We start from the raw sequence: 20,954 nt of genomic DNA on the forward strand, positions 1-20,954 counted from the left end.
CCCGCCCGCCACCTACAGAATCGCCGCTCCAATCAAGCCGCAGACCACGCCCAGCAGCATGGTCAAACCGGCCACCGTGACCAGCACCCGCGCGTCGAAATCCTTGCGCAACATCAGCAGTGACGGCAGGCTCACGCTCGGCAGGGTCATCAACAAGGCCACGGCCGGGCCGCTGCCCATGCCCAGCGTCATCATGGTTTGTACGATAGGAATCTCCGCGGCGGTCGGAATCACGAACAGCGTGCCGACAATCGCCAGTGGCACCAGCCACAGCAGGCTGTTACTCATCGCCCCATCCACATGGGGAAACAACCAGACCCGCGCCGCGCCCAATACCAGCACCGCCAGGATATAGACCGGGATCGTGCTCCAGAACAGTTGCCACAGGGTGCGCAACCAGCGGCTGAAAAACGGTTGCGACTCGATCACGCTGGCCTCGGCCACCGCCCCCAGCGCCGCTTCCGGCACTTGCTCCGGGCGCGCGATACGCTGGGCCACCAGGGACACGCCGACCACCAGCACAATCCCTGCCACCAGCCTTAACGCCGTGAAGCCCCAACCCAGCACAAACCCCATGAATACCAAGGTGGCCGGATTCAGTACCGGGTTGGCGATCCAGAACGCCAGCGCCGCGCCCACCGACACCTGCTGCCGACGCATGCCCGCCGCCACCGGTGCCGCGCAGCAACTGCACATCATTCCGGGCAAGGCGAACAGCCCGCCGCGCAGGGTCGAACCCAGCCCGGCACGACCGAACAGGCGCAGCAGCCAGTCGCGGGGGATCAACACTTGCAGCAACGAGCCGAGGATCACCGCCAGAACGGCGGCTTTCCAGATTGCCAGGAAATACACCTGGGCATAGGCCAGCGCTGCTGCCAGGGGCGAGGTTTGCTGGTCATTGAGAATCGAGGCGCCGATGCTGTGGTTGTCGGCGGCGACAAATGCCTTGAAGTAGTAGGGAGACCACTTCACGTAGTAAAGGCCGATGCAGGCGACCAGCACGAACAGTGCTGGTTTCCACCAGAACGACCAGCCCCGGTTGGGCTGGGTGGAGGCGAGGTTGGACATGGTGTTGATCCGTAGATGAGTCAATAGCCGCGCATCATACGCCCCTATCGCCCAGCCTTCAGATATCTGCGCTGACCTGCGTCGCCGGTGGGCAGGTTTGTTCGCCGTTGTTCAGGCCCTGCTTGTAGTTGCGGCTCAGCAGCGATGCCTTGCCGTTATGCCAGGTGAGTGTCAGCACATACAGCGTGTCGTAGTCATTACCGGACCAGTCTTCGGTGATGGTGTGCTTTTCGCCCACCGCTTCACTGGCTACCTTGTTGATCAATTCCGGCAGATAACCATGGGACCAGGCAGTGTAGATGATGGCGTTATGGTACTTATTTTCCACCAGTTCGTCGGCGAGGGCGCTGGTGTCATTTGCCGAAAACTTGATGTTTACCGGCAAGCCGAGCTTGATTGCGCTGGGGCTGATGGTCATGAGTGGGCGAATGTAGCTGTAGGAATTGTCTTTTTCGCCTTCCTCGACATTGCGCGTCGGGTTGGCGGCGAAGACGAAGTTGGCCTTGCCGAACTTTTCCGGCAACACGGTGGCCAGGTTCATCGCACGGTTCAGGCCCTGGCAGTTGAGCTGGCCCAGGCCGCCGGCGGGTTTTTCACCGTGGCGCAGGAACACCAGGGTTTGCACGCCGTCCACCGGCTCGGCGCTGCTGATGCGCGATTGCAGGGTCAGGCCGAGGACGCCGCCCACCAGCAACAAAGGCAATATGATGTATGAATATCGTTTGAGGCGTCGCGTAAGGCACAGAGGCTTTATTGTCATTAGATTCGAGTCTTCAGTGCGTTGGATTAAGGCGGACAAGCCCGGCGCCAGTGACGCATGCTGCGTCCTGCGGTGCTCCTAGTGTTATAGCAAGGTGCCTCCATTCACCGTTCAGGCGCACTTAAGAGTCCGCGAGGCCGCTTTGGTTCGCCCGTGGGGGAGATTAGCGAGGGGATGTTGCGTAATGATGACCCATGCAGGATACCGGGCAGATGATTATCATGGGGGCTTTCCGCCGAGGGATATCCCGATGAACTCACTCGCCGCTTTCCCGATCAACCGCAAATGGCCCGCCCAGCATCCGGAGCGTCTGCAACTGTATTCGTTGCCCACGCCCAACGGGGTAAAAGTTTCGATCATGCTCGAAGAGCTTGGCCTGCCCTACGAGGCGCACAAGGTCAGCTTCGAGACCCAGGACCAGCTGTCGCCCGAGTTCCTGTCGCTGAACCCGAACAACAAGATTCCCGCGATCATCGACCCCAACGGCCCCGGCGGTCAGCCGTTGGCGCTGTTCGAGTCCGGTGCGATCCTGCTGTACCTGGCGGAAAAAACCAGCCAGTTGCTTTCCGAAGATCCAGCCACACGTTATGAAACCATTCAGTGGCTGATGTTCCAGATGTCCGGCATCGGCCCGATGTTTGGCCAGGTGGGGTTCTTCAACAAGTTCGCTGGCAAGGCCTACGAAGACAAGCGCCCGCGTGACCGCTACGTCGCCGAGTCCCGGCGCTTGCTGGACGTGTTGGAAAAACGCCTGCTGGGCCGCACTTGGATCATGGGCGACGACTACAGCATCGCGGACATCGCGACGTTTCCGTGGATCCGTAACCTGATCGGTTTCTACGAATCCGGCGACTTGGTCGGCATCGCCGATTTCCCCAATGTGCTGCGCGCGCTGGACGGCTTTGTCGCACGTCCGGCGGTGATCCGTGGCTTAAACATTCCGAGCTGAGCCCATGCCGACTTTCGATTTCAAACAACTGGATGTCTTCAGCAGCGTGTCGCTCAAAGGCAACCCGCTGGCGGTAGTGCTGGGCGCCGACAGCCTCAGCGAGCAACAGATGGCCGACTTCGCCAAGTGGACCAACCTCAGCGAAACCACGTTTTTACTCACGCCCCGCGATCCACGGGCTGACTACCGGGTGAGAATCTTCACCACCTTGCAGGAGCTGCCGTTCGCCGGGCACCCGACGTTGGGCAGTTGCCACGCGTGGCTGCAGGCGGGGGGGGGTGCGCAAGGGGAGGAGATTATCCAGGAGTGCGAAATCGGCCTGGTGCGTATCCGTCGCCAAGGCGATGAGCTGGCGTTTATCGCGCCGCCGTTGTTGCGTTCGGGCCCGCTGGATGCCGCGTTGCTGGAGCGCGTGCGCCTGGGGTTGGGCCTGGCGCCCGAGGCCATTGTGCGCAGCCAGTGGGTCGACAACGGCGCGGGTTGGCTGGCGGTGATGCTGTCCGACCGCCAGGCGGTGCTCGATCTGCAGCCCGATTATGCGCAATTGCTCGGTCTGGCGGTGGGCGTGATTGCACCCTGCGATCCAGCGCGCGACGCTGTAGACGCGCACTTTGAAGTGCGCGCGTTCATCGCCGGCGACGGAGCCCCCGAAGACCCGGCCACCGGCAGCTTGAATGCCGGGGTGGCCCAATGGTTATTGGGCGAAGGCCTGGCGCCGAGCCGCTACGTGGTCAGCCAGGGCACGGCGATGGGGCGCGCGGGGCGTATCCGCATCGAGCGCCAGGACGATGAAATCTGGGTCGGCGGTGCCGTCGCGGTGTGTATCGAAGGACGTCTACAGCTCTAGATCAATGCAATTGTTGCGTGCATTGCAATAAACTATTGGTTGCCTGGCGTTTGTGCTGCCGGGCGCGGGGGGCATACGCTTTCGCCCCAAAGTTTTTAGCCATATTCAGGACAGCCATGACCAGCCAGTTCCCCCAAGCCCGCCCACGCCGCCTGCGCCGCTCCCCGGAGTTGCGTAGCTTGTTTCAGGAAACGGAGTTCACCCTCAACGATCTGGTGCTGCCGATTTTCGTCGAAGAAGAAATCGATGATTTCGTGCCGATCACCAGCATGCCGGGTGTGCTGCGCATCCCTGAGAAAAAGCTGGCCGGGGAAATCGAGCGTTATGCTCGCGCCGGGATCAAATCGGTGATGACCTTTGGCGTGTCCCACCACCTGGACGCCAGTGGTAGCGACACTTGGAAAGAGCGCGGCCTGGTCTCGCGCATGTCCTCGATCATCAAGGATGCCGTGCCGGAAATGATCGTGATGTCCGACACCTGTTTCTGCGAATACACCGACCACGGCCATTGCGGCGTGATGCATGGCGCCCATGTCGACAACGACGCAACGTTGGTTAACCTCGGCAAGCAAGCCGTGGCGGCTGCCCGTGCCGGTGCCGATGTGATTGCGCCTTCGGCGGCGATGGACGGCCAGGTCCAGGCCATTCGCCGGGCGTTGGATGACGCCGGTTTCACGCATATTCCGATCATGGCCTACTCCACCAAATTCGCTTCGGCCCTTTACGGTCCGTTCCGTGAAGCGGGTGGTAGCGCGCTCAAGGGCGACCGCAAAAGCTACCAGATGAACCCGATGAACCGCCGCGAAGCCGTGCGTGAATCGCTGCTGGACGAGCAGGAAGGCGCGGATGTGCTGATGGTCAAACCGGCCGGTGCCTACCTCGACATCATCCGCGACATCCGCGAAGCCTCGCGCCTGCCTGTGGCGGCGTATCAGGTCAGCGGCGAGTACGCGATGATCAAGTTCGGGGCCCAGGCGGGCGCGATCGATGAGGACCGGGTGGTGCGGGAAACCCTGGGTTCGATCAAGCGCGCCGGCGCGGACCTGATCTTCACTTACTTCGCCATGGACCTGGCGCTGGCAGGCATCTAAAACACCCCACTTGTGGGAGCGGGCAACCCCCGCTTCCACAGTGGGTTGTAGCGTTTTTCAGCGCTGTGCAAGCGCCAGGTTCAACCCCAACCCCGCGAAGGCCGCCGCAAAACTGCGCCGCAGCCAATTCTGTACCCGTGGTGACTCGATCACCGCGCGGCGAAACACATTGGCCAGCAGGCCATATACCACAAACACCGCAAACGTCATGGCCATGAACACGCCGCTTAGCACCAGCATTTGCAAGGCCGGCGCCGTGCTGGCCGGTGTGACGAACTGGGGTAGGAAGGCCAGGAAGAAAATCGTCAGCTTGGGGTTCAGAATATTCAGCAAAAAACCGCGCAGCATCAGGCTGCGCGCCGTGGTTGTCGTTGGCGCATCATTCATCGCAAAGGCCGAACGATCGCGCCAGGTGGCATAGGCCAGGTACAGCAAGTAGGCGGCCCCGGCGAATTTCAGTGCTTCGAACGCCAAGGCGCTGGTGTGCAACAGCGCGGAAAGGCCGAGGATGGATGCCAACAAGTGCGGGATGATCCCGGCGGTGCAGCCCAGCGCGGCGAACACGCTGGCGCGCTTACCGGCCGTGAGGCCTGTGGACACGGTAAAGATCACGCCGGTGCCAGGGATCAGCACGACGATCAGACAGGTGATGAAAAAGTTCATGCTGAGCATGGCATTCAAACTCCTTGTACGAATGGTCGATGACAAATCCTGTCATATTCGCAATGTGTTGGCGAGGGGAGGCATAGGGCGAACCCGCGTTAGACTTACCGGTCGATATCTGCAATGCCCGGCCCATCGCCCTCCAAGGAAGCCCCATGCATCTACGCCGCCTGATCCTGTGTCTCACGCCCTTGCTGGTACTGGCCGGTTGCGCGACCTCACGCGGCCCGCAACAGCCGGAGCGCAGCGAAGCCGAGGTCAAGGCGCAGATCGTGCGCCTGCTGCCCGCCAAGGTCGCCGATCGCAATGGTTGGGCCCAGGATATCTACACCGCTTTCGACACCCAGCACATCTACCCCAGTACCGAAAACATCTGCGCCGTGCTGGCGGTGACCGAGCAAGAGTCCACTTACCAGGTCGATCCCCCCGTGCCGAATATGGGCAAGATCGCCCAGGATGAAATCCTGCGCCGTGCCGGTAAGGTGCATGTGCCGGCGGTGTTGGTCCGCACTGCACTGCAACTGCGTTCGCCCACCGGTAAGTCCTACGCCGATCGGTTGAGCGCTGCACGCACGGAGAAGGACTTGAGCGGGATCTTCGATGACTTCATCAGCATGGTGCCGTTGGGCAACACGCTGTTTGGTGGTTTCAACCCGGTACACACCGCCGGCCCGATGCAAGTGAGCATCGAGTTTGCGCAGAAGCAGTCGCGGGGTTATCCCTACACGGTGGACGGCACGATCCGTCGGGAAGTGTTCACCCGACGTGGCGGTATGTACTTCGGCATCGTCCATTTGCTCGGCTACCCGGTGAGTTATGACCGGACGCTATACCGTTTTGCCGACTTCAACGCTGGCTGGTACGCCAGCCGCAACGCTGCGTTCCAGGCCGCCGTCAGCCGCGTCTCAGGCACCGAGTTGGCGCTGGACGGGGATTTGATCCGCTACGGCTCGCTTCTGCCCGGCAGCACCGAATTGGCGGTGCGTTCCCTCGGCGCCAGGCTGGACATGCGCAACCCCAGCATCCGCAGTCAGTTGGAGCAGGGCGAGCAATTGGATTTTGAGCAGACCACGCTCTACAAACGCGTGTTTGCCCTGGCCGAGACAGCGGCGGGCAAACCGCTGCCACGGGCGATCCTGCCGGGCATTGTGCTCAAAAGCCCGAAGATCACCCGCAACCTGACCACCGCCTGGTTCGCCCAGCGCGTAGATGAGCGCTATCAGCGCTGTATGAAGCGCTGAGGTCATTCCTGAACGGGGTTGGTGAATTAGCCCCAGGCATCGCAGAGGATATGCGCGGTTGATGATAATGGTCGCTGTGTGGGGCCTGGGGTACACCTCATGGCTGACTCCAAGGAAGAACCCGCGATGATCGCTCACGCCGTGCCCGAAGGTTTTGTCTCATTGCCGCGCAGCAGCCCGCTCCTCGACTTGTTAGGCCCGGCCTATTGCCGGGGTGAAGGCTTGCAACTGGAAATCGGCCTGCGCGCCGACAACCGTCACGCCAATGGCCGTGGCACGGTGCATGGCGGGGTGTTGGCAACCTTGGCGGATATCGGCATGGGCTATGCGATGGCGTTTTCCAGTGAGCCGCCGTTGCCGTTGCTTACCGCGAGCATGACTGTGGATTACCTGGGCGCGGTGCAAGTGGGGGAGTGGATGGTGGTACGACTGGAGCATCACAAGCGTGGCCGGCAAATGGCATTTGCCACGGTGAGTCTGCAGGTGGGGGACAAAATCGTGGCGCGGGCGAACGCGGTGTTTGCGGTGGCGCGTGCGGACTGAAGGCGAAAAAAAGGCCCGGTTTTTCGTGGAGCCGGGCCTTTTCGTGTGTTGCTCTTGAATCAGCTGCGCTCAAGGGCCAGGGCTACCCCTTGGCCGCCGCCGATGCACAGCGTCGCCAGGCCTTTCTTGGCGTCGCGTTTGATCATTTCGTGCAGCAGGGTCACCAGAATGCGGCAGCCTGACGCGCCGATCGGGTGGCCAATGGCGATCGCGCCGCCGTTGACGTTGACCTTGTCGGCGTCCCATTCCAGCTCTTTGGCCACCGCCAGGGATTGCGCGGCAAAGGCTTCGTTGGCTTCGACCAGATCCAGGTCGGCCACGTTCCAGCCGGCTTTCTCCAGGCAACGGCGGGTGGCCGCGACCGGGCCTATGCCCATGATGGCCGGGTCGACGCCGGCATTGGCGTAGCTGGCAATACGCGCCAGCACGGGCAGGCCGAGGGCCTTGGCCTTGTCGGCGCTCATCAGCAGCACGGCGGCGGCACCGTCGTTGAGGCTGGACGCGTTGCCGGCGGTGACGCTGCCGTCTTTCTTGAACGCGGGTTTGAGCTTGGCCAACGACTCGGCGGTGGTGCCGGCGCGCGGTTGTTCATCCACGGCGAAGGCCACCGGGTCGCCCTTGCGCTGCGGGATCAGAATCGGGGTGATCTCATCGGCAAAGCGGCCGGCTTCGATGGCGGCGACGGCTTTTTGCTGGGACTCGGCGGCGAAGGCGTCCTGGGCTTCACGGCTGATGCCGTACTTGTCCACCAGGTTCTCGGCGGTGATGCCCATGTGGTAGTCGTTGAATGCATCCCACAGGCCGTCGGTGATCATGCTGTCGATCATCTTGGCGTGGCCCATGCGCAAACCGGTGCGCGCGGCGGGCAATACGTAGGGGGCCAGGCTCATGTTCTCCATGCCGCCGGCAATGATCACGTCGGCATCGCCACAGCGGATGGCCTGGGCGCCCAGGTGCAGGGCCTTGAGGCCCGAACCGCAGACCTTGTTCAAGGTCATCGCGGGTACGGCATGGGGCAAGCCAGCGAGGATCGACGCCTGGCGCGCCGGGTTCTGGCCTGAGCCCGCAGTGAGCACGTGACCGAGGATCACTTCATCCACCTGGGCCGGGTCGAGGCCGGTTTGCTCCAGTAGGCGACGGATCACGGCAGCGCCCAACTCCGGTGCCGGGATGGCCGCGAGCGATCCTTGAAAGCTGCCTACGGCGGTACGTGTGGCAGCAACAATCACAACGTCTTGCATGGAATGTGTCCTCACTGGAATTGCATTTCCGGAACGTGGTCGGGGACGATCAGTTTACCGGCTGTCTTGCTGACAATCTCTTCAATACTGACCCCAGGGGCACGCTCCTTTAGGATAAAGGCGCCGTTGTCGATTTCCAGGTATGCGAGGTCCGTCAGTACGCGTTTGATGCAGTGGGCACCGGTCAGCGGCAGGGTGCATTGGCTGAGCAACTTGGACTCACCGTCCTTGGACGCGTGGGTCATGATCACGATGATGTTTTCCGCGCCGGCCACCAGGTCCATGGCGCCGCCCATACCCTTGACCAGCTTGCCGGGGATCATCCATGAGGCGATGTTGCCCTGTACGTCCACTTCAAACGCGCCGAGCACGGTGAGGTCGACATGGCCACCGCGAATCATCGCGAAGGATTCGGCGGAGGAGAAGATCGAGGCGCCGATGCGCGCGGTCACGGTTTGTTTGCCGGCGTTTATCATGTCGGCATCGATGGTCTCTTCAGTGGGAAACGGGCCCATGCCGAGCAGGCCGTTTTCCGATTGCAGCATCACTTCCATGCCTTCGGGGATGTAGTTGGCCACCAGGGTCGGAATGCCGATGCCCAGGTTGACGTAGAAACCGTCCTGCATTTCGCGGGCGACGCGTTGAGCCATTTGTTCGCGGGTGAGAGCCATGGTGCTGTTCCTCTTATTCTCTTCGGGCTGGAGGGATTATTTGCGGACAGTGCGCTGTTCGATGCGCTTCTCGAAGGTGCCGCAGATGATCCGGTCGACGTAGATGCCAGGGGTGTGGATCTGCGACGGTTCCAGCTCGCCCGGTTCGACGATTTCCTCGACTTCAACCACGGTGATCTTGCCTGCGGTGGCGGCCAGCGGGTTGAAATTCTGGGCGGTGTGGCGGTAGATGACGTTGCCGAAGTGGTCGGCTTTCCAGCCTTTGACGATGGCGAAGTCGCCGGTGATGGATTCTTCCATCAGGTACGGGCGACCGTTGAATTCGCGGGTTTCCTTGCCTTCGGCAACCGGGGTGCCGACGCCGGTGGCGGTGAAGAAGGCCGGAATGCCGGCGCCGCCGGCGCGCATTTTTTCCGCCAGGGTGCCTTGGGGGGTGAGCACCACTTCGATCTCGCCGCTGAGCAGTTGCTTCTCGAACAGGGCGTTTTCGCCCACGTAGGACGCGATCACTTTGCGGATCTGCTTTTCTTCCAACAGCACGCCCAGGCCAAAACCGTCGACGCCGCAGTTATTGGAAACCACTGTCAGGTCGCGGGTGCCTTTGCGCTTGATCTCGGCGATGAGGTTTTCCGGGATGCCGCACAGGCCAAAGCCGCCGGCGAGCACGGTCATGCCGTCTTCCAGGCCTGCCAGTGCCTCTTCATAGGACGCCACGCGTTTATCGAAACCTGCCATATAGCACCTCTTTTATTGTTTGTGGGCCAGTCAATGTTCCGAGTGTTGCGCTGACGGATTGATTTGTTAAGTTGTTTTTTAAGGTTGATTGATTTAAAAAACTGCATAGTCGAGCCGTCGTCCGGAGTAACGTCATGACCGTCAAACAGATGCGTGCCTTTCTGGCCGTGGCACAGAGCCTGAGTTTTGCTGCTGCCTGCGAGCGGCTGCACCTCTCTCAATCGGCACTGAGCCTGACCATCAAAGGCCTGGAAGAAGGGCTTGGCGGGCGCTTGTTCAGCCGCAATACCCGCAATGTCGCGCTGACCCCTGAAGGGGAATCCTTGTTGCCGCTGGCGCGTCGGTTGATTGCCGATTGGGACAACGCCGAGGATGAACTGCGCCAGCGTTTCACCCTGCAGCGCGGGCGGGTGACGGTGGCAGCGATGCCGTCGTTTGCAGGCAACCTGTTGCCGCCGATCCTGAAGATATTCCGCGCGCGTTACCCCCATGTGAACGTGACGGTGCATGACCTGATCAACGAACAGGTGCTGGAGATGGTCCGTGATCGCCAGGTCGAGTTGGGCGTGGCGTTCGAACCGTCCGAAGGTTCGTCGCTGGCGTTTACGCCGTTATACCTGGATCGTTTTATTGCCGTAGTGCCTGCGGATTCACCCTTGGCACAGCGCGCTGAAATCGAATGGAAAAGCCTATTGGAGCAACCGTTCATTACCTTGCAACGACCCTCTACAGTGCGGGTAATGCTGGAGGAACACCTGGGTGCCTTGCAGATGAAATTGCCGGTGGCGTTGGAGAGTCACCAATTGGCGACGGTGGGCAAGATGGTTGCCAGTGGCCTGGGCGTCAGCGCCGTGCCGGCCTTATGTGCGCAGCAGATGCAGGAGGCGGGCGCCCATTGCATCACCTTGACCGATCCGGTGATCGAGCGGCCGATTGGTGTGTTGACCAAACCGGGGCATGAACTGTCGGCGGCGGCACAGGTGTTGTTTGATATTTTTCGCGATGAGGCGGGGAAAGGCCGTTACCCCAACTTTTGAAGTTGCATAAAAAAATGTGGGAACTGGCAAGCCAGTTCCCACATTAGTTGAGTTGTACTTAGGAGTAGCGATCGATTACTTTAACTTGCGCGCTGTCTTTGAAAGATACCCACGCGTGGTTAAGTGTGTCGAACACCTGCTCGATAAAGTTGCGATCGGCCGCAGCTTTCTTGCCAACATAACCCTGGCCACGGCGGTACACCTTCAGGCGCGCCGCCAGTTCACGGTTATTTCTGTCGAACTCGGCTTCTTCGGTATGGGGCGCCAGGCAGTCAATTTGGACTTTGCCCGATTTACCAATCCACAGGATATGGTCGTCGAGTGTGTCTTTCTGCGCTGCGAACATCTCAGCCAATTGTTCGATAGTTGGTTGGTTGTTCAGATTCATGTGTAAGCCCCTTGACCAGTTGGCGATCTATCAATTGATTCGTTAAAACTGCTTAGTTGTCTCCGGTTCCGAAAACCGGGCGTCAGTGACGGTCTGCCGAATACGGGCAGGGTCTTGAACCTGATGCATGTAGTCTTGCTGATGAACTGCTACGCAATGGTTTCATAACGAAGACAAGTAGCGTTTGAGCTCCTTGTACCGAACCCTTTGGGTCGGTCAGCTTCATCAATCTGCCTTGTGGGCAGTGCACATCCGGAAAAAACAGCTCGGCGGTCAGACGAGCTTGTTCAAAACGCTTGTTACCAACGCTCCCGATCCGGGAGACGTCTAGATCATGCAAGGACAAAAAGGTTACGTCAACGGTTATGTAGTGATTATTTTTGATCACTACATAAATCGTCGTGGCGACGGGGCCGTGCGGGGAAGTGTGACTTGGGCGTCATTTTTTGTGCGGTGGGTCGCCGGAGCTCGTTAGCCTGGCCGGGTTCCCCACTCATTTTTGATGCGCAGTGTTCTGGTTATCCCAGGCGCTCTGCCAATAGCGGCAACAACCGCTCGCAGGACGCCGCGATCTTCATCTGCAACAACTCATCCCCACGGGTCTTGCCCAGATTGATGGCAATCACCGGCTTGCCTTGCTCGACCATCGCCTTGCACAGGCGAAACGCCGAGTAGGCCATCAGCGACGACCCCACCACCAATAAACCCTCGGCTTGCTCCACCGCCGCCATTGCCCTGGCTGCGGTGGCCTGGGCAACGTTCTCGCCGAAGAACACGACGTCCGGTTTCAGCCGTTCGCCGTTGCAGTGGGGGCAGCGGGGCACGCGAAAGCGTTGTTCAAAAGCAGGATCGAGCAGGGTATCGCCGTCGGGTGCCTGCACGGCATCGACGCCGGCCAGGTAGGGGTTCTCGGTTTCCATCAACCGTTGGATCACATTGCGTGCGCTGGGCCGCTGGCAATCCAGGCATAGCACGCGATGCAAGCTGCCGTGCAGCTCGATCACATCCTGGCTACCGGCCTGGTCATGCAACGTGTCGACGTTTTGCGTGATCAGCCCGCTGATACGCTGGCGGTGTTGCAAGGCGGCCAGAGCCAAGTGCGCCTGGTTCGGCTGCGCAATGCGCACCCGTGGCCAGCCCAGCATCGCCCGTGCCCAATAACGGCGGCGCGCTTGTGGGGTGGCGAGGAACTCCTGGTACATCATCGGCGCCTTGCCCCGGCGTATGCCTTCGCTGTCCCGGTAGTCCGGGATACCCGACGACGTGCTGATTCCCGCCCCGGTCAGCACCAGAAAACGCCGTTCGGCCATGGTCCGGTGCAGGATATCGAGGTGGTCTTCCTGATGTTCGAGCAAGTCGAGCATGGGGTCTCCTATTCGCCGCGAATGTATTGCTCCAGTTGCTTGATCAGGTTGGCTTGTTCGGCAATGGCCTCCTTGACCAGATCGCCGATGGAGAGCAAACCCAGCAGTTTTCCGTCGACGACCACCGGCAAGTGGCGCAGGTGACTGTCGGTCATGATGTTCATGCATTCTTCGACCGTTTTATGGGCATCAACCGTTATGACTGGAGAACTCATGACCTCATGGACTTTGGTGGTGACTGAAGAGAGGCCTTTGAGTATCAGTTTTCGTGCGTAGTCACGTTCGCTGATGATGCCAACCACCTCGCCCTGCTTGACGACCGGCAAGGCCCCGACATTTTTCGATGACATCACCACTAACGCTTCGAATACGGTGTGGTCCCATTCAATGGTGTGGACTTCCTGGTTTTGCTTGTCTTTGGCTTTGAGTACTTCTGAGACGGTTTTCATGGCGGCCACTCCGGTATTGTTGTTGGGACGTCTGCAATCCCCTACAGAATCCTAGACGGCCCGCGCGGTAGCAAGGACCAAAGCGGCGTTAAACCCGTCAAAAAACGTCATACCCCGGATTTATTCATGGTTTACCCGGTACTTGTCGGCTTTTTCGCTCGCTTCGGGCTGGCCGCCGTCTTGCGGGGTGCGGCCGTGCGCTTCTTTTTCCACGGTGTGGCGCCGCGGCCTGCCGGGCTGGCAGGGCCGGTAATGGTCATGCGCATGCCGTTGCAGCGGGCCACTTGCTTGCTCATCCAGGCCGCTTGTTTGGCGACGAACTCTTCCAGGCTCATTTCGCCGCTTTGCACCATGTCCAGCGCCTGTTCCCAGATCGCGGTGGTGCCCGGGTCGGCGATGGCGCGGGGCACTGCATCGATCAGGCTGAACGCCGCCGGGGTGGCCGAGAGTGCCTTGCCGTTCTTCATCAGGTAGCCCCGGTCCAGCAGGCCCTGGATGATCCCGGCGCGGGTGGCTTCGGTGCCGATGCCGGTGGTGTCCTTGAGCTTTTGCTTGAGCAGCGGATCTTCCACCAGCTTGGCGACGTTTTTCATCGCCTTGATTAGGTCGCCTTCGGTGAAGGGTTTGGGCGGCTGGGTCCACAGGTCCTTGAGGTTGACCTTGGCGACGGCGTAATCCTGGCCCTGCACCAGTGCCGGCAGGGCTTGCGGTGCCGGCGCCTCACGGCCCTTGGCCGGTGCAAGGGCTTCGGGCAGCGCGCGCTTCCAGCCCGCTTCGATGACGACTTTGCCCACCGCGCGCAGCGCCTGGCCTGCACAGTCGAAATCCGCCTGGGTGCGATCATATTCATGGTTGGGCAGAAACTGCGCCAGGTAGCGCGCGCGAATCAGTGTGTAGACCGCCCGATGCTTGCCGGTGAGCTGCCCGACATCCTTGCCGGCGCCGGTGGGAATGATGCCATGGTGGGCGCTGACCTTGGCGTCGTTCCACGCCCGCGAGCGGCGTTGGGGATCGATATGCGGCATCAGTTCGTTGACCGCCGCGTCGGCACGGCCCAACGCGGCAAGGATCTTCGCCGCGTCGCCATGCTGACTCAAGGGCAGGTAGCCGCAATCGCTGCGTGGGTAGGTGATGGCCTTGTGGGTTTCGTAGAGCGATTGGGCGATGTCCAGGGTTTCCTGGGCGCCGAGGCCGAGCTTCTTCGAGCAGATTTCCTGCAGCGTACCCAGGTCGAAGGGCAGCGGGGCGACCTCGCGCATGCGTTCGGTGCGCAACTTCACCAGTCGCGCGCTGGCAGCGTGGGTCATGGCGTCGGCGGCGTCTCGGGCGAGTTGCGGGTTGAGGCAGCGGCCTTGATCGTCACAGGCGTCGTCGGTGGCGCGCCATTGGGCGGTGAAGGTCATGTGCGCTTGGCGCAGGTCGACATCGATGGCCCAGTAGGCCACCGGTACGAAATCGGCGATGCTGCGGTCACGGTCCACCACCAGGCGCAGGGTCGGGGTTTGCACGCGGCCCACCGGCAGCACGCCCTGGTAACCGGATTGACGGCCTAGCAAGGTAAACAGGCGGCTCATGTTCATGCCGATTAGCCAGTCGGCGCGGGAACGGCCCAGGGCCGAGTGGTACAGGCTGAAGGTTTCGGCGCCGGGTTTGAGCGCAGCCAGGGCCTTGCGAATGGAAGCGTCGTCCAGCGCCGACAGCCATAGCCGCTGGATCGGCCCGCGATAGCGGCAATGCTCCACCAGCTCGCGGGCGATCATTTCACCCTCACGGTCGGCGTCGGTGGCGATCACCAGCTCCTGGGCTTCGCCCAGCAGGCGCTTGACGGCCTTGAACTGGCTGGCGGTCTTGGGCTTGACCCGCATCTTCCATTTGTCCGGGATGATCGGCAGGTCGGCGAGCACCCAGCGCTTGTACTTGGCGTCGTAGGCATCGGGCGGGGCGGTTTCCAGCAGGTGGCCGATGCACCAGGTGACGGTCACCCCGTTGCCCAGCCAGCAACCGTCGCCACGGCGAGTGGCGCCGAGCACGGCCGCAATATCCTTGGCCTGGGAGGGTTTTTCACAGAGGAACAGCCGCATGGTCATCACATCAGATCGGGTTGATGCCTTGCAGGATGCGGAGTCCGAGGGATTTGAGCAACCATTATCTGTATGGATGTACAGCAATTTGTGTGGCACCGCAGAACAGATGTGGGAGGGGGCTTGCTCCCGATGGCGACCTATCAGTCAATGCAAAGATAACTGAAGCCATCGGGAGCAAGCCCCCTCCCACAGGGGACCTACGGTGTTCAGGAGGTCGGGTCAGTTGTTATCGATATCCACGTGCCGCGTTTCCTTGAGGCAGAACATCCCGACAATCAGGCTCACCCCGGTCACGACCACCGGATACCACAAGCCGTAGAAGATATCGCCGGTGTACACCACCAGGGCAAACGACACGGTCGGCAGGAACCCGCCAAACCAGCCGTTGCCGATGTGGTAGGGCAGGGACATCGAGGTGTAGCGGATGCGTGTCGGGAACAGTTCAACCATCAGCGCCGCCAGCGGGCCGTAGCACATGGCCGCGATCAGGATCAGCACAACGATCAGCACCACCACCATCACCTTGTTGACCTGGGCCACATCCGCCGATGTCGGGTAGCCGGCCAGGGTCACGGCAGCGCGCAGGGCCGCCTCGTCAAAGCCATCGATGCGCACGTCGCCCACGCTCACCTGCACCGGGCTGCTCGCAGGGGCGGCGGCGCTGCTGTAGGGCAGGCCTTGCTTGACCAGGAAGGTTTTGACCTTGTCGCACGGGCTATCAAAACGCGCCTTGCCCACCGGGTCGAACTGGAAGGTGCAGGTGGCCGGGTCGGCCAGCACGGTGATCGGCGCTTGGCGGCTGGCCTGGTCCATCGCCGGGTTGGTGTAGTGCGCCAGGCCCTTGAAGATCGGGAAGTACAGCGCGGTCGCCAGCAGCAGGCCGAGCATCAGCACCGGCTTGCGCCCGACCTTGTCCGACAGCCAGCCGAAGAAGATAAAGAACGGTGCCCCAATCACCACGCTGATGATGAGCAGCATATTGGCCAGGGCCGGGTCCATCTTCAGGAACTGCGTGAGGAAGAACAGCACATAGAACTGTGCCGCGTAAAAGGTCACCGCTTGTCCGCCGTTGATGCTGAACAGCGCAATCAGCACCACCTTGAGGTTTTCCCACTTGCCGAAGGATTCGCGGATCGGTGCCTTGCTGGCCTTGCCTTCCTCTTTCATTTTCAGGAACGCCGGCGATTCATGCAGGCTCATGCGAATCCAGGTGGAAATGCCCAGCAATACGATGGAAAACAGGAACGGAATGCGCCAGCCCCACACTTCGAACTGGTCACCGGTGAAGTAGCGGCAGGCCAGCACCACCAGCAATGACAGCAGCAACCCCAGGGTAGCGGTGGATTGAATCCAACTGGTGTGCAGGCCGCGCTTGCCGGCGGGGGCGTGTTCGGCCACGTAGGTGGCTGCGCCGCCGTATTCACCGCCCAGCGCCAGGCCTTGCAGCATGCGCAGGGCGATCAGAATGACCGGCGCGGCAATACCGATGCTGGCATACGTCGGCAACAGGCCGACACAGAACGTCGCCACGCCCATCAGGATGATGGTCACGAGGAACGTGTACTTGCGCCCGATCATGTCGCCCAGGCGACCAAACACCAGTGCACCGAACGGGCGCACCACAAAGCCGGCCGCGAAGGCCATCAAGGCAAAGATAAACGCCGTGGTGTCGTTGACCCCGGCAAAGAATTGTTTGCTGATCACCGCCGCGAGGGCGCCATAGAGGAAAAAGTCATACCACTCGAACACCGTCCCCAAGGACGAGGCGAAGATGACTTTTCTCGATTCGCTACCGGTGCTCGCGCTGACCGCCGAGCTCAGGGTTTGAGCATGTTCTGACATCGGGTATCCCTCACAGTGATTATTTATTGTTGTTCCACTGTCGGCGCCAGGTGTGGCGCCGCTATTCAGATTGCATGGACCAGTTCTCTCTCCGGGGCAAGGCTCCTTGTGTTCGGCGAAAGGATCAGTTGCGCGGCTTTCTCCGCGATCATCAGCGTGGGTGAGCAGGTATTGCCGGACGTGATGCGGGGCATGATCGAGGCATCGGCGATGCGCAGCCCCGGCACGCCGTGGACCCGCAGTTGCGCGTCGACCACCGCGTCCTGGTCACTGCCCATGCGGCAGGTGCCCACCGGATGGAAAATCGTCGTGCCGATGCGCGCTGCGGCTTCGTGCAGTTGCTCTTCGGTTTGCAGTGCATCGCCGGGCAAGTATTCCACCGGTTTGAACGGGCTCAGGGCCGGCGCGGCGACGATGCGTCGAGTCAGGCGAATCGCATCGGCGGCCACCCGCAGGTCTTGCGGATGGCTGAGATAATTGGGCTGGATCAGCGGCGCATCCGCCGGGTTGGCCGAGCGAATATCGACACGCCCACGGCTTTGCGGGCGCAGGTCGCAAACCGACGCGGTAAACGCCGGGAACGCGTGCAACGGCTCGCCAAAGCGCTCCAGGGACAGCGGTTGCACATGGTATTCAAGGTTGGCCGAGGTGTGTTCCGGGCCCGAGCGGGCAAACGCGCCGAGCTGGCTGGGCGCCATCGACAGCGGGCCGCTGCGGTCATACAGGTAGCGCAGGCCCATGCCCATCTTGCCCCACACGGAGCCCGCGATCTGGTTCAGGGTGCGCGCGTTTTCCAGCTTGTAGATCAGCCGCAGTTGCAGGTGGTCCTGCAGGTTGCCGCCGACGCCCGGCAGTTCATGCAACACATCAATGCCGAGCGGTTTGAGCACGTTGGCCGGGCCAATCCCCGAGCGCTGCAGAATGCCAGGCGAACCCACCGCGCCTGCGCACAACACGATTTCCTTGCGCGCCTTCCAACTGAGCTGTTGGCCGTGCTGACGCCCGAGCACTGCCGAGGCGCGGCCGTTCTCCAGCAATACGCGGTCGACTTCCACGTCGGTCAACACGGTCAGGTTCGGCCGCCGGCGGATCGGCTTGAGGAACGCCTTGGCCGCATTCCAGCGCACGCCGGCCTTCTGGTTGACCTGGAAGTAACCGCAGCCTTCGTTATCGCCCTGGTTGAAGTCGCTGATGTTGGCGATGCCGCTTTGGGCCGCAGCCTCACGGAAGGCATCCAGAATCGGCCACGACAGCCGTTGTTGTTCAACCCGCCATTCGCCGCCGTCGCTGTGAAATTCCGAACCGCCGGCAAAATGGTTTTCGCTTTGCTTGAACAGCGGCAGCACGTCTTTCCACGCCCAGCCGGCGTTACCTTCGGCTGCCCAGCCGTCGTAATCCTGGGCCTGGCCGCGCATGTAGATCATGCCGTTGATCGACGAACAACCGCCGAGCACCTTGCCCCGTGGGTAACTCAGGGCACGGCCTTGCAGGCCGGCTTGGGCTTCAGTCTTGAAGCACCAATCGGTGCGTGGGTTGCCGATGCAGAACAGGTAGCCGACGGGGATATGAATCCAGGGGTAGTTGTCGCGTCCACCGGCTTCAAGCAACAGCACACGGTGGGCGGGGTTGGCGGACAGTCGATTGGCCAGCAGGCAGCCTGCGGGGCCGGCGCCTACGACGATGTAATCGTATTCAGCAGTTGCAGTGGGCATCTGAGGTCTCGCTTGTTTTTCTTATTGGCTCCATCCTAGTTGTTAGTTTTCGTCTTAAAAATGTTAGTTTTTACCCAGCCGCTGTGCGTTTTTAAACAGTGCGGCTCAGGCTCACGGATTGGAGGCGCTATGTTCGACTGGAATGACCTGCGGTATTTTCTCGAGTTGCAGCGCAGCGGCCGCCTGCTCACCGCCGCGCAACGCCTGAAAACCACCCACGCCACCGTGGCGCGGCATATCGAGGCCATTGAGAAAAGCCTCGGCACCGCGTTGTTCGTGCAGCACGCCCACGGCTATGAGTTGACGCCGTCCGGCGAGGCCCTGCTCAAACATGCCGAAGCCATGGAAAACGTCGCGCTGCTGGCCGAAGACGAACTGACCCACACCGCCGCACCCCTGGGCAAGATCCGCCTGGGCGTGGCCGAAGGGCTGGGCGTGATGTTTCTCGCCAGCCGCATGGGCGGGTTGTTTGAGCGCTATCCGGGGTTGGAAGTGGAGCTGGTGGCCGTGCCGCGTTTCGTCAGCATCCTCAACCGCGAAGCCGAAATCAGCATCCACCTCGAACGTCCCAGCGTCGATCAACTGGTCACGCGCAAACTCACCGACTATCGCCTGGCGCTCTACGCCAGCCGCGCTTATCTGGCGCGCAATCCGCCGATTGAAAAACGTGAAGACCTCGCCGGCCATGCCTGGATCGATTACGTCGATGACCTGCTGTTCAGCCAGGAACTGAAATTCCTCAGCAGTTTCTGTCGCAACCCCAAGGTGGTGTTCCACAGCACCAGTGTGATCGCCCAGCACCAGGCAGCACGTTCCGGCCTGGGGATTGCTGTGTTGCCGTGCTTTATGGCGGCCAGTGACACGGAGTTGGTGTCGTTGCTGCCGGGGGAGGGGATTGAGCGCAGTTATTGGATCAGCTCGCGCAGGGAACTGCACAAGTCGGTGCGGCTGCGGGTGCTGTGGGATTACGTAGTGGAGTTGTGCGCGCGTGAGCAGCCGCTGTTGCTCGGCGAGTCCACCTGAAGAAACCGGATCAAAAATGTGCGAGGGGGCTTGCTCCCGATAGCAGTGTGTCAGCCAAAACATGCATGACTTCATCACCGCTATCGGGGCAAGCCCCCTCCCACATTGGATCTGTGGTGTTGCTTGAACTGAGTCAGTCGCGCAGTTCGAATTCCGCACTGCCCAACCGTTCCCCATTCACCAGCACATGCACCGCGTGCTTGCCGGGGTAGTGCTTGCGCGTGGTCAGTTCACGGATATGTTGTTCGCGGCTGATGCGCTGGTGCTCGCCTGCGCCAAGGGTAAAGGCCTTGAGCTTGAACACTTTGGCCGCGCTGTGGCCGGCGCTTTTTACATAGTCGATGGCGTAGTCCACCACCAGTTTCTGTGGCGCAGCGGCGGTGGATTCGAGGCTGAAGGTCAGGTTGATCCGCTCCCCCAGTTTGATCACCGCCGGGGTGACGCGCAGGTGATGAATCTTGACCTCGGCCTTGGCTCCTGCGCCGATGATCGTCAGCGCGCGGGTGTTGCCTTGCTTGATCAAGCTGCGCAGCGCATGGCGCGCGATCCACGCAGTGTGCGGGTTATCCAGCGACCAGCCTTCGATCAGGCTGAGCACCCAATCGGGGTGGTCCTTGGTGATGTCGTTGAGGTGGTTGGCCACGGACTTGCGCACATACAGGCTGCTGTCGGCCTTGAGGCTGTCGAGGATCGACGCGCACAGCGCGGGGTTGGCCTGCACGTCGGCCAGGCGAAATGACCACGGCAGTCGCGGTCGCGAGCCTTCGCTGGCGAGGCGGCGCACGTGGTCGTTGTCATCCAGCGACCACTCTTGCATCACTGCCAGGGTGCGTTGGAAGTCGTGCAGCAAGAAGTGCCGGATCGCGAATTCGGAGGAACCAAAGGTCGTGAAGTATTTGAGTGCAGCCATGGAACGCTCGAAGTCATCCCGGCCATGACTCGCCACGTAGTGCGGCAGGAACAGGCTGACAAACCCGCTGTTCAAGCGCGGTGCGAGCGCATAGAGCAGCTTGAGGGTCTGCGGGTAGTCCAGCGGGATCACCGCATGCAGGCTGTCGCTGACCCGCGCCATGCGCTGCATCACCGACAACTCGGCCAGCCCGGCCTTGGCGTGCTTGAGAAACCCATTGGCGTCGAACGCCGGGTACACCGCCGTCATCTCGGTGGCGATGTGTTGCAGGCGTTCGAGGTTGAAGATTTCCTTGAGGGCCGGGGCGCTTTGGTCGGTCATCGGTGATTCCATGGG

At 61.3% G+C, this 20,954-nt stretch carries 20 protein-coding genes; 7 read left to right on the plus strand and 13 right to left on the minus strand.

From position 1 onward, the window contains the following. Positions 1–12: 12 nt before the first annotated feature. On the minus strand, positions 13–1,068 hold the full coding sequence (locus ACS5Q8_RS10205; RefSeq protein ID WP_276197383.1) for a permease: 1,056 nt from the start codon (positions 1,066–1,068) through the stop codon (positions 13–15). Between the two features lie 58 nt (positions 1,069–1,126). Then, entirely contained in the window at positions 1,127–1,828 is a 702-nt protein-coding gene (locus tag ACS5Q8_RS10210; RefSeq protein WP_276197384.1) for a histidine phosphatase family protein, read from the minus strand. A 250-nt stretch (positions 1,829–2,078) separates the two neighbouring features. Between ACS5Q8_RS10210 and ACS5Q8_RS10215 the strand changes: the two genes are divergently transcribed. From ACS5Q8_RS10215 to hemB, 3 genes are all read left to right on the plus strand, one after another. Beyond that, complete coding sequence (locus ACS5Q8_RS10215; protein WP_276197385.1) at positions 2,079–2,777, plus strand: glutathione S-transferase N-terminal domain-containing protein; 699 nt, start codon at positions 2,079–2,081, stop codon at positions 2,775–2,777. 4 nt (positions 2,778–2,781) lie between these two features. Then, positions 2,782–3,624: a PhzF family phenazine biosynthesis protein gene (locus ACS5Q8_RS10220; RefSeq protein WP_276197386.1), complete on the plus strand. Its 843-nt coding sequence runs from the start codon at positions 2,782–2,784 to the stop codon at positions 3,622–3,624. Between the two features lie 116 nt (positions 3,625–3,740). Continuing rightward, on the plus strand, positions 3,741–4,715 hold the full coding sequence (gene hemB / locus ACS5Q8_RS10225) for a porphobilinogen synthase (protein WP_465160129.1): 975 nt from the start codon (positions 3,741–3,743) through the stop codon (positions 4,713–4,715). Between the two features lie 57 nt (positions 4,716–4,772). Here the strand turns inward: hemB and ACS5Q8_RS10230 are convergent, their stop codons facing one another. After that, positions 4,773–5,387 (minus strand): LysE family translocator, encoded by a 615-nt coding sequence (locus tag ACS5Q8_RS10230; RefSeq protein WP_276197387.1) that lies wholly within the window; start codon positions 5,385–5,387, stop codon positions 4,773–4,775. A 146-nt stretch (positions 5,388–5,533) separates the two neighbouring features. On the opposite strand from ACS5Q8_RS10230, the gene ACS5Q8_RS10235 reads away from it, so the two are divergent. Together ACS5Q8_RS10235 and ACS5Q8_RS10240 are read left to right on the plus strand one after the other, a co-directional pair. Continuing rightward, positions 5,534–6,619, plus strand: a complete 1,086-nt coding sequence (locus tag ACS5Q8_RS10235) for a DUF1615 domain-containing protein (protein ID WP_276197388.1) — start codon at positions 5,534–5,536, stop codon at positions 6,617–6,619. A 126-nt stretch (positions 6,620–6,745) separates the two neighbouring features. Next, complete coding sequence (locus ACS5Q8_RS10240; RefSeq protein ID WP_276197922.1) at positions 6,746–7,162, plus strand: PaaI family thioesterase; 417 nt, start codon at positions 6,746–6,748, stop codon at positions 7,160–7,162. A gap of 59 nt (positions 7,163–7,221) precedes the next feature. Here ACS5Q8_RS10240 and ACS5Q8_RS10245 read toward each other — a convergent pair whose 3' ends face one another. From ACS5Q8_RS10245 to ACS5Q8_RS10255, 3 genes are read right to left on the minus strand one after another with little or no spacing between them, the layout of a single operon-like run. Continuing rightward, positions 7,222–8,403 carry an acetyl-CoA C-acetyltransferase gene (locus ACS5Q8_RS10245; protein WP_276197389.1) on the minus strand — a complete coding sequence of 394 codons (1,182 nt, stop codon included), beginning with the start codon at positions 8,401–8,403 and terminating at the stop codon, positions 7,222–7,224. 11 nt (positions 8,404–8,414) lie between these two features. Then, positions 8,415–9,074 carry a CoA transferase subunit B gene (locus ACS5Q8_RS10250; protein WP_253394655.1) on the minus strand — a complete coding sequence of 220 codons (660 nt, stop codon included), beginning with the start codon at positions 9,072–9,074 and terminating at the stop codon, positions 8,415–8,417. Positions 9,075–9,110: 36 nt separating this feature from the next. Then, positions 9,111–9,809 (minus strand): CoA transferase subunit A, encoded by a 699-nt coding sequence (locus ACS5Q8_RS10255; RefSeq protein ID WP_010566044.1) that lies wholly within the window; start codon positions 9,807–9,809, stop codon positions 9,111–9,113. A gap of 134 nt (positions 9,810–9,943) precedes the next feature. Between ACS5Q8_RS10255 and ACS5Q8_RS10260 the strand changes: the two genes are divergently transcribed. Then, the gene (locus ACS5Q8_RS10260; protein ID WP_247406439.1) at positions 9,944–10,846 is read left to right on the plus strand and encodes a LysR family transcriptional regulator; all 903 of its coding nucleotides are present in this window, start codon (positions 9,944–9,946) and stop codon (positions 10,844–10,846) included. Positions 10,847–10,904: 58 nt separating this feature from the next. On the opposite strand, the gene ACS5Q8_RS10265 is transcribed toward ACS5Q8_RS10260, so the two are convergent. The 6 genes from ACS5Q8_RS10265 to ACS5Q8_RS10290 form a co-directional block, all read right to left on the minus strand. After that, entirely contained in the window at positions 10,905–11,234 is a 330-nt protein-coding gene (locus tag ACS5Q8_RS10265; protein ID WP_247406437.1) for a hypothetical protein, read from the minus strand. Between the two features lie 518 nt (positions 11,235–11,752). Continuing rightward, the gene (locus tag ACS5Q8_RS10270) at positions 11,753–12,598 is read right to left on the minus strand and encodes an NAD-dependent protein deacetylase (RefSeq protein WP_247406436.1); all 846 of its coding nucleotides are present in this window, start codon (positions 12,596–12,598) and stop codon (positions 11,753–11,755) included. A gap of 8 nt (positions 12,599–12,606) precedes the next feature. After that, positions 12,607–13,047, minus strand: coding sequence for a CBS domain-containing protein (locus ACS5Q8_RS10275; protein WP_253394661.1), 441 nt, complete (start codon positions 13,045–13,047; stop codon positions 12,607–12,609). Positions 13,048–13,178: 131 nt separating this feature from the next. Next, on the minus strand, positions 13,179–15,128 hold the full coding sequence (locus ACS5Q8_RS10280) for a DNA topoisomerase III (protein WP_465160130.1): 1,950 nt from the start codon (positions 15,126–15,128) through the stop codon (positions 13,179–13,181). A 222-nt stretch (positions 15,129–15,350) separates the two neighbouring features. After that, on the minus strand, positions 15,351–16,973 hold the full coding sequence (locus ACS5Q8_RS10285) for an MFS transporter (RefSeq protein WP_276197391.1): 1,623 nt from the start codon (positions 16,971–16,973) through the stop codon (positions 15,351–15,353). A 65-nt stretch (positions 16,974–17,038) separates the two neighbouring features. Beyond that, complete coding sequence (locus ACS5Q8_RS10290; RefSeq protein ID WP_247398222.1) at positions 17,039–18,685, minus strand: GMC family oxidoreductase; 1,647 nt, start codon at positions 18,683–18,685, stop codon at positions 17,039–17,041. Between the two features lie 129 nt (positions 18,686–18,814). On the opposite strand from ACS5Q8_RS10290, the gene ACS5Q8_RS10295 reads away from it, so the two are divergent. Then, on the plus strand, positions 18,815–19,708 hold the full coding sequence (locus ACS5Q8_RS10295; RefSeq protein ID WP_247398224.1) for a LysR family transcriptional regulator: 894 nt from the start codon (positions 18,815–18,817) through the stop codon (positions 19,706–19,708). Positions 19,709–19,841: 133 nt separating this feature from the next. Here the strand turns inward: ACS5Q8_RS10295 and ACS5Q8_RS10300 are convergent, their stop codons facing one another. Further along, positions 19,842–20,939 carry a DNA alkylation repair protein gene (locus ACS5Q8_RS10300; protein ID WP_276197392.1) on the minus strand — a complete coding sequence of 366 codons (1,098 nt, stop codon included), beginning with the start codon at positions 20,937–20,939 and terminating at the stop codon, positions 19,842–19,844. Between the last annotated feature and the right edge of the window lie 15 nt (positions 20,940–20,954).

The organism is Pseudomonas sp. PAMC25584, from assembly GCF_058135675.1.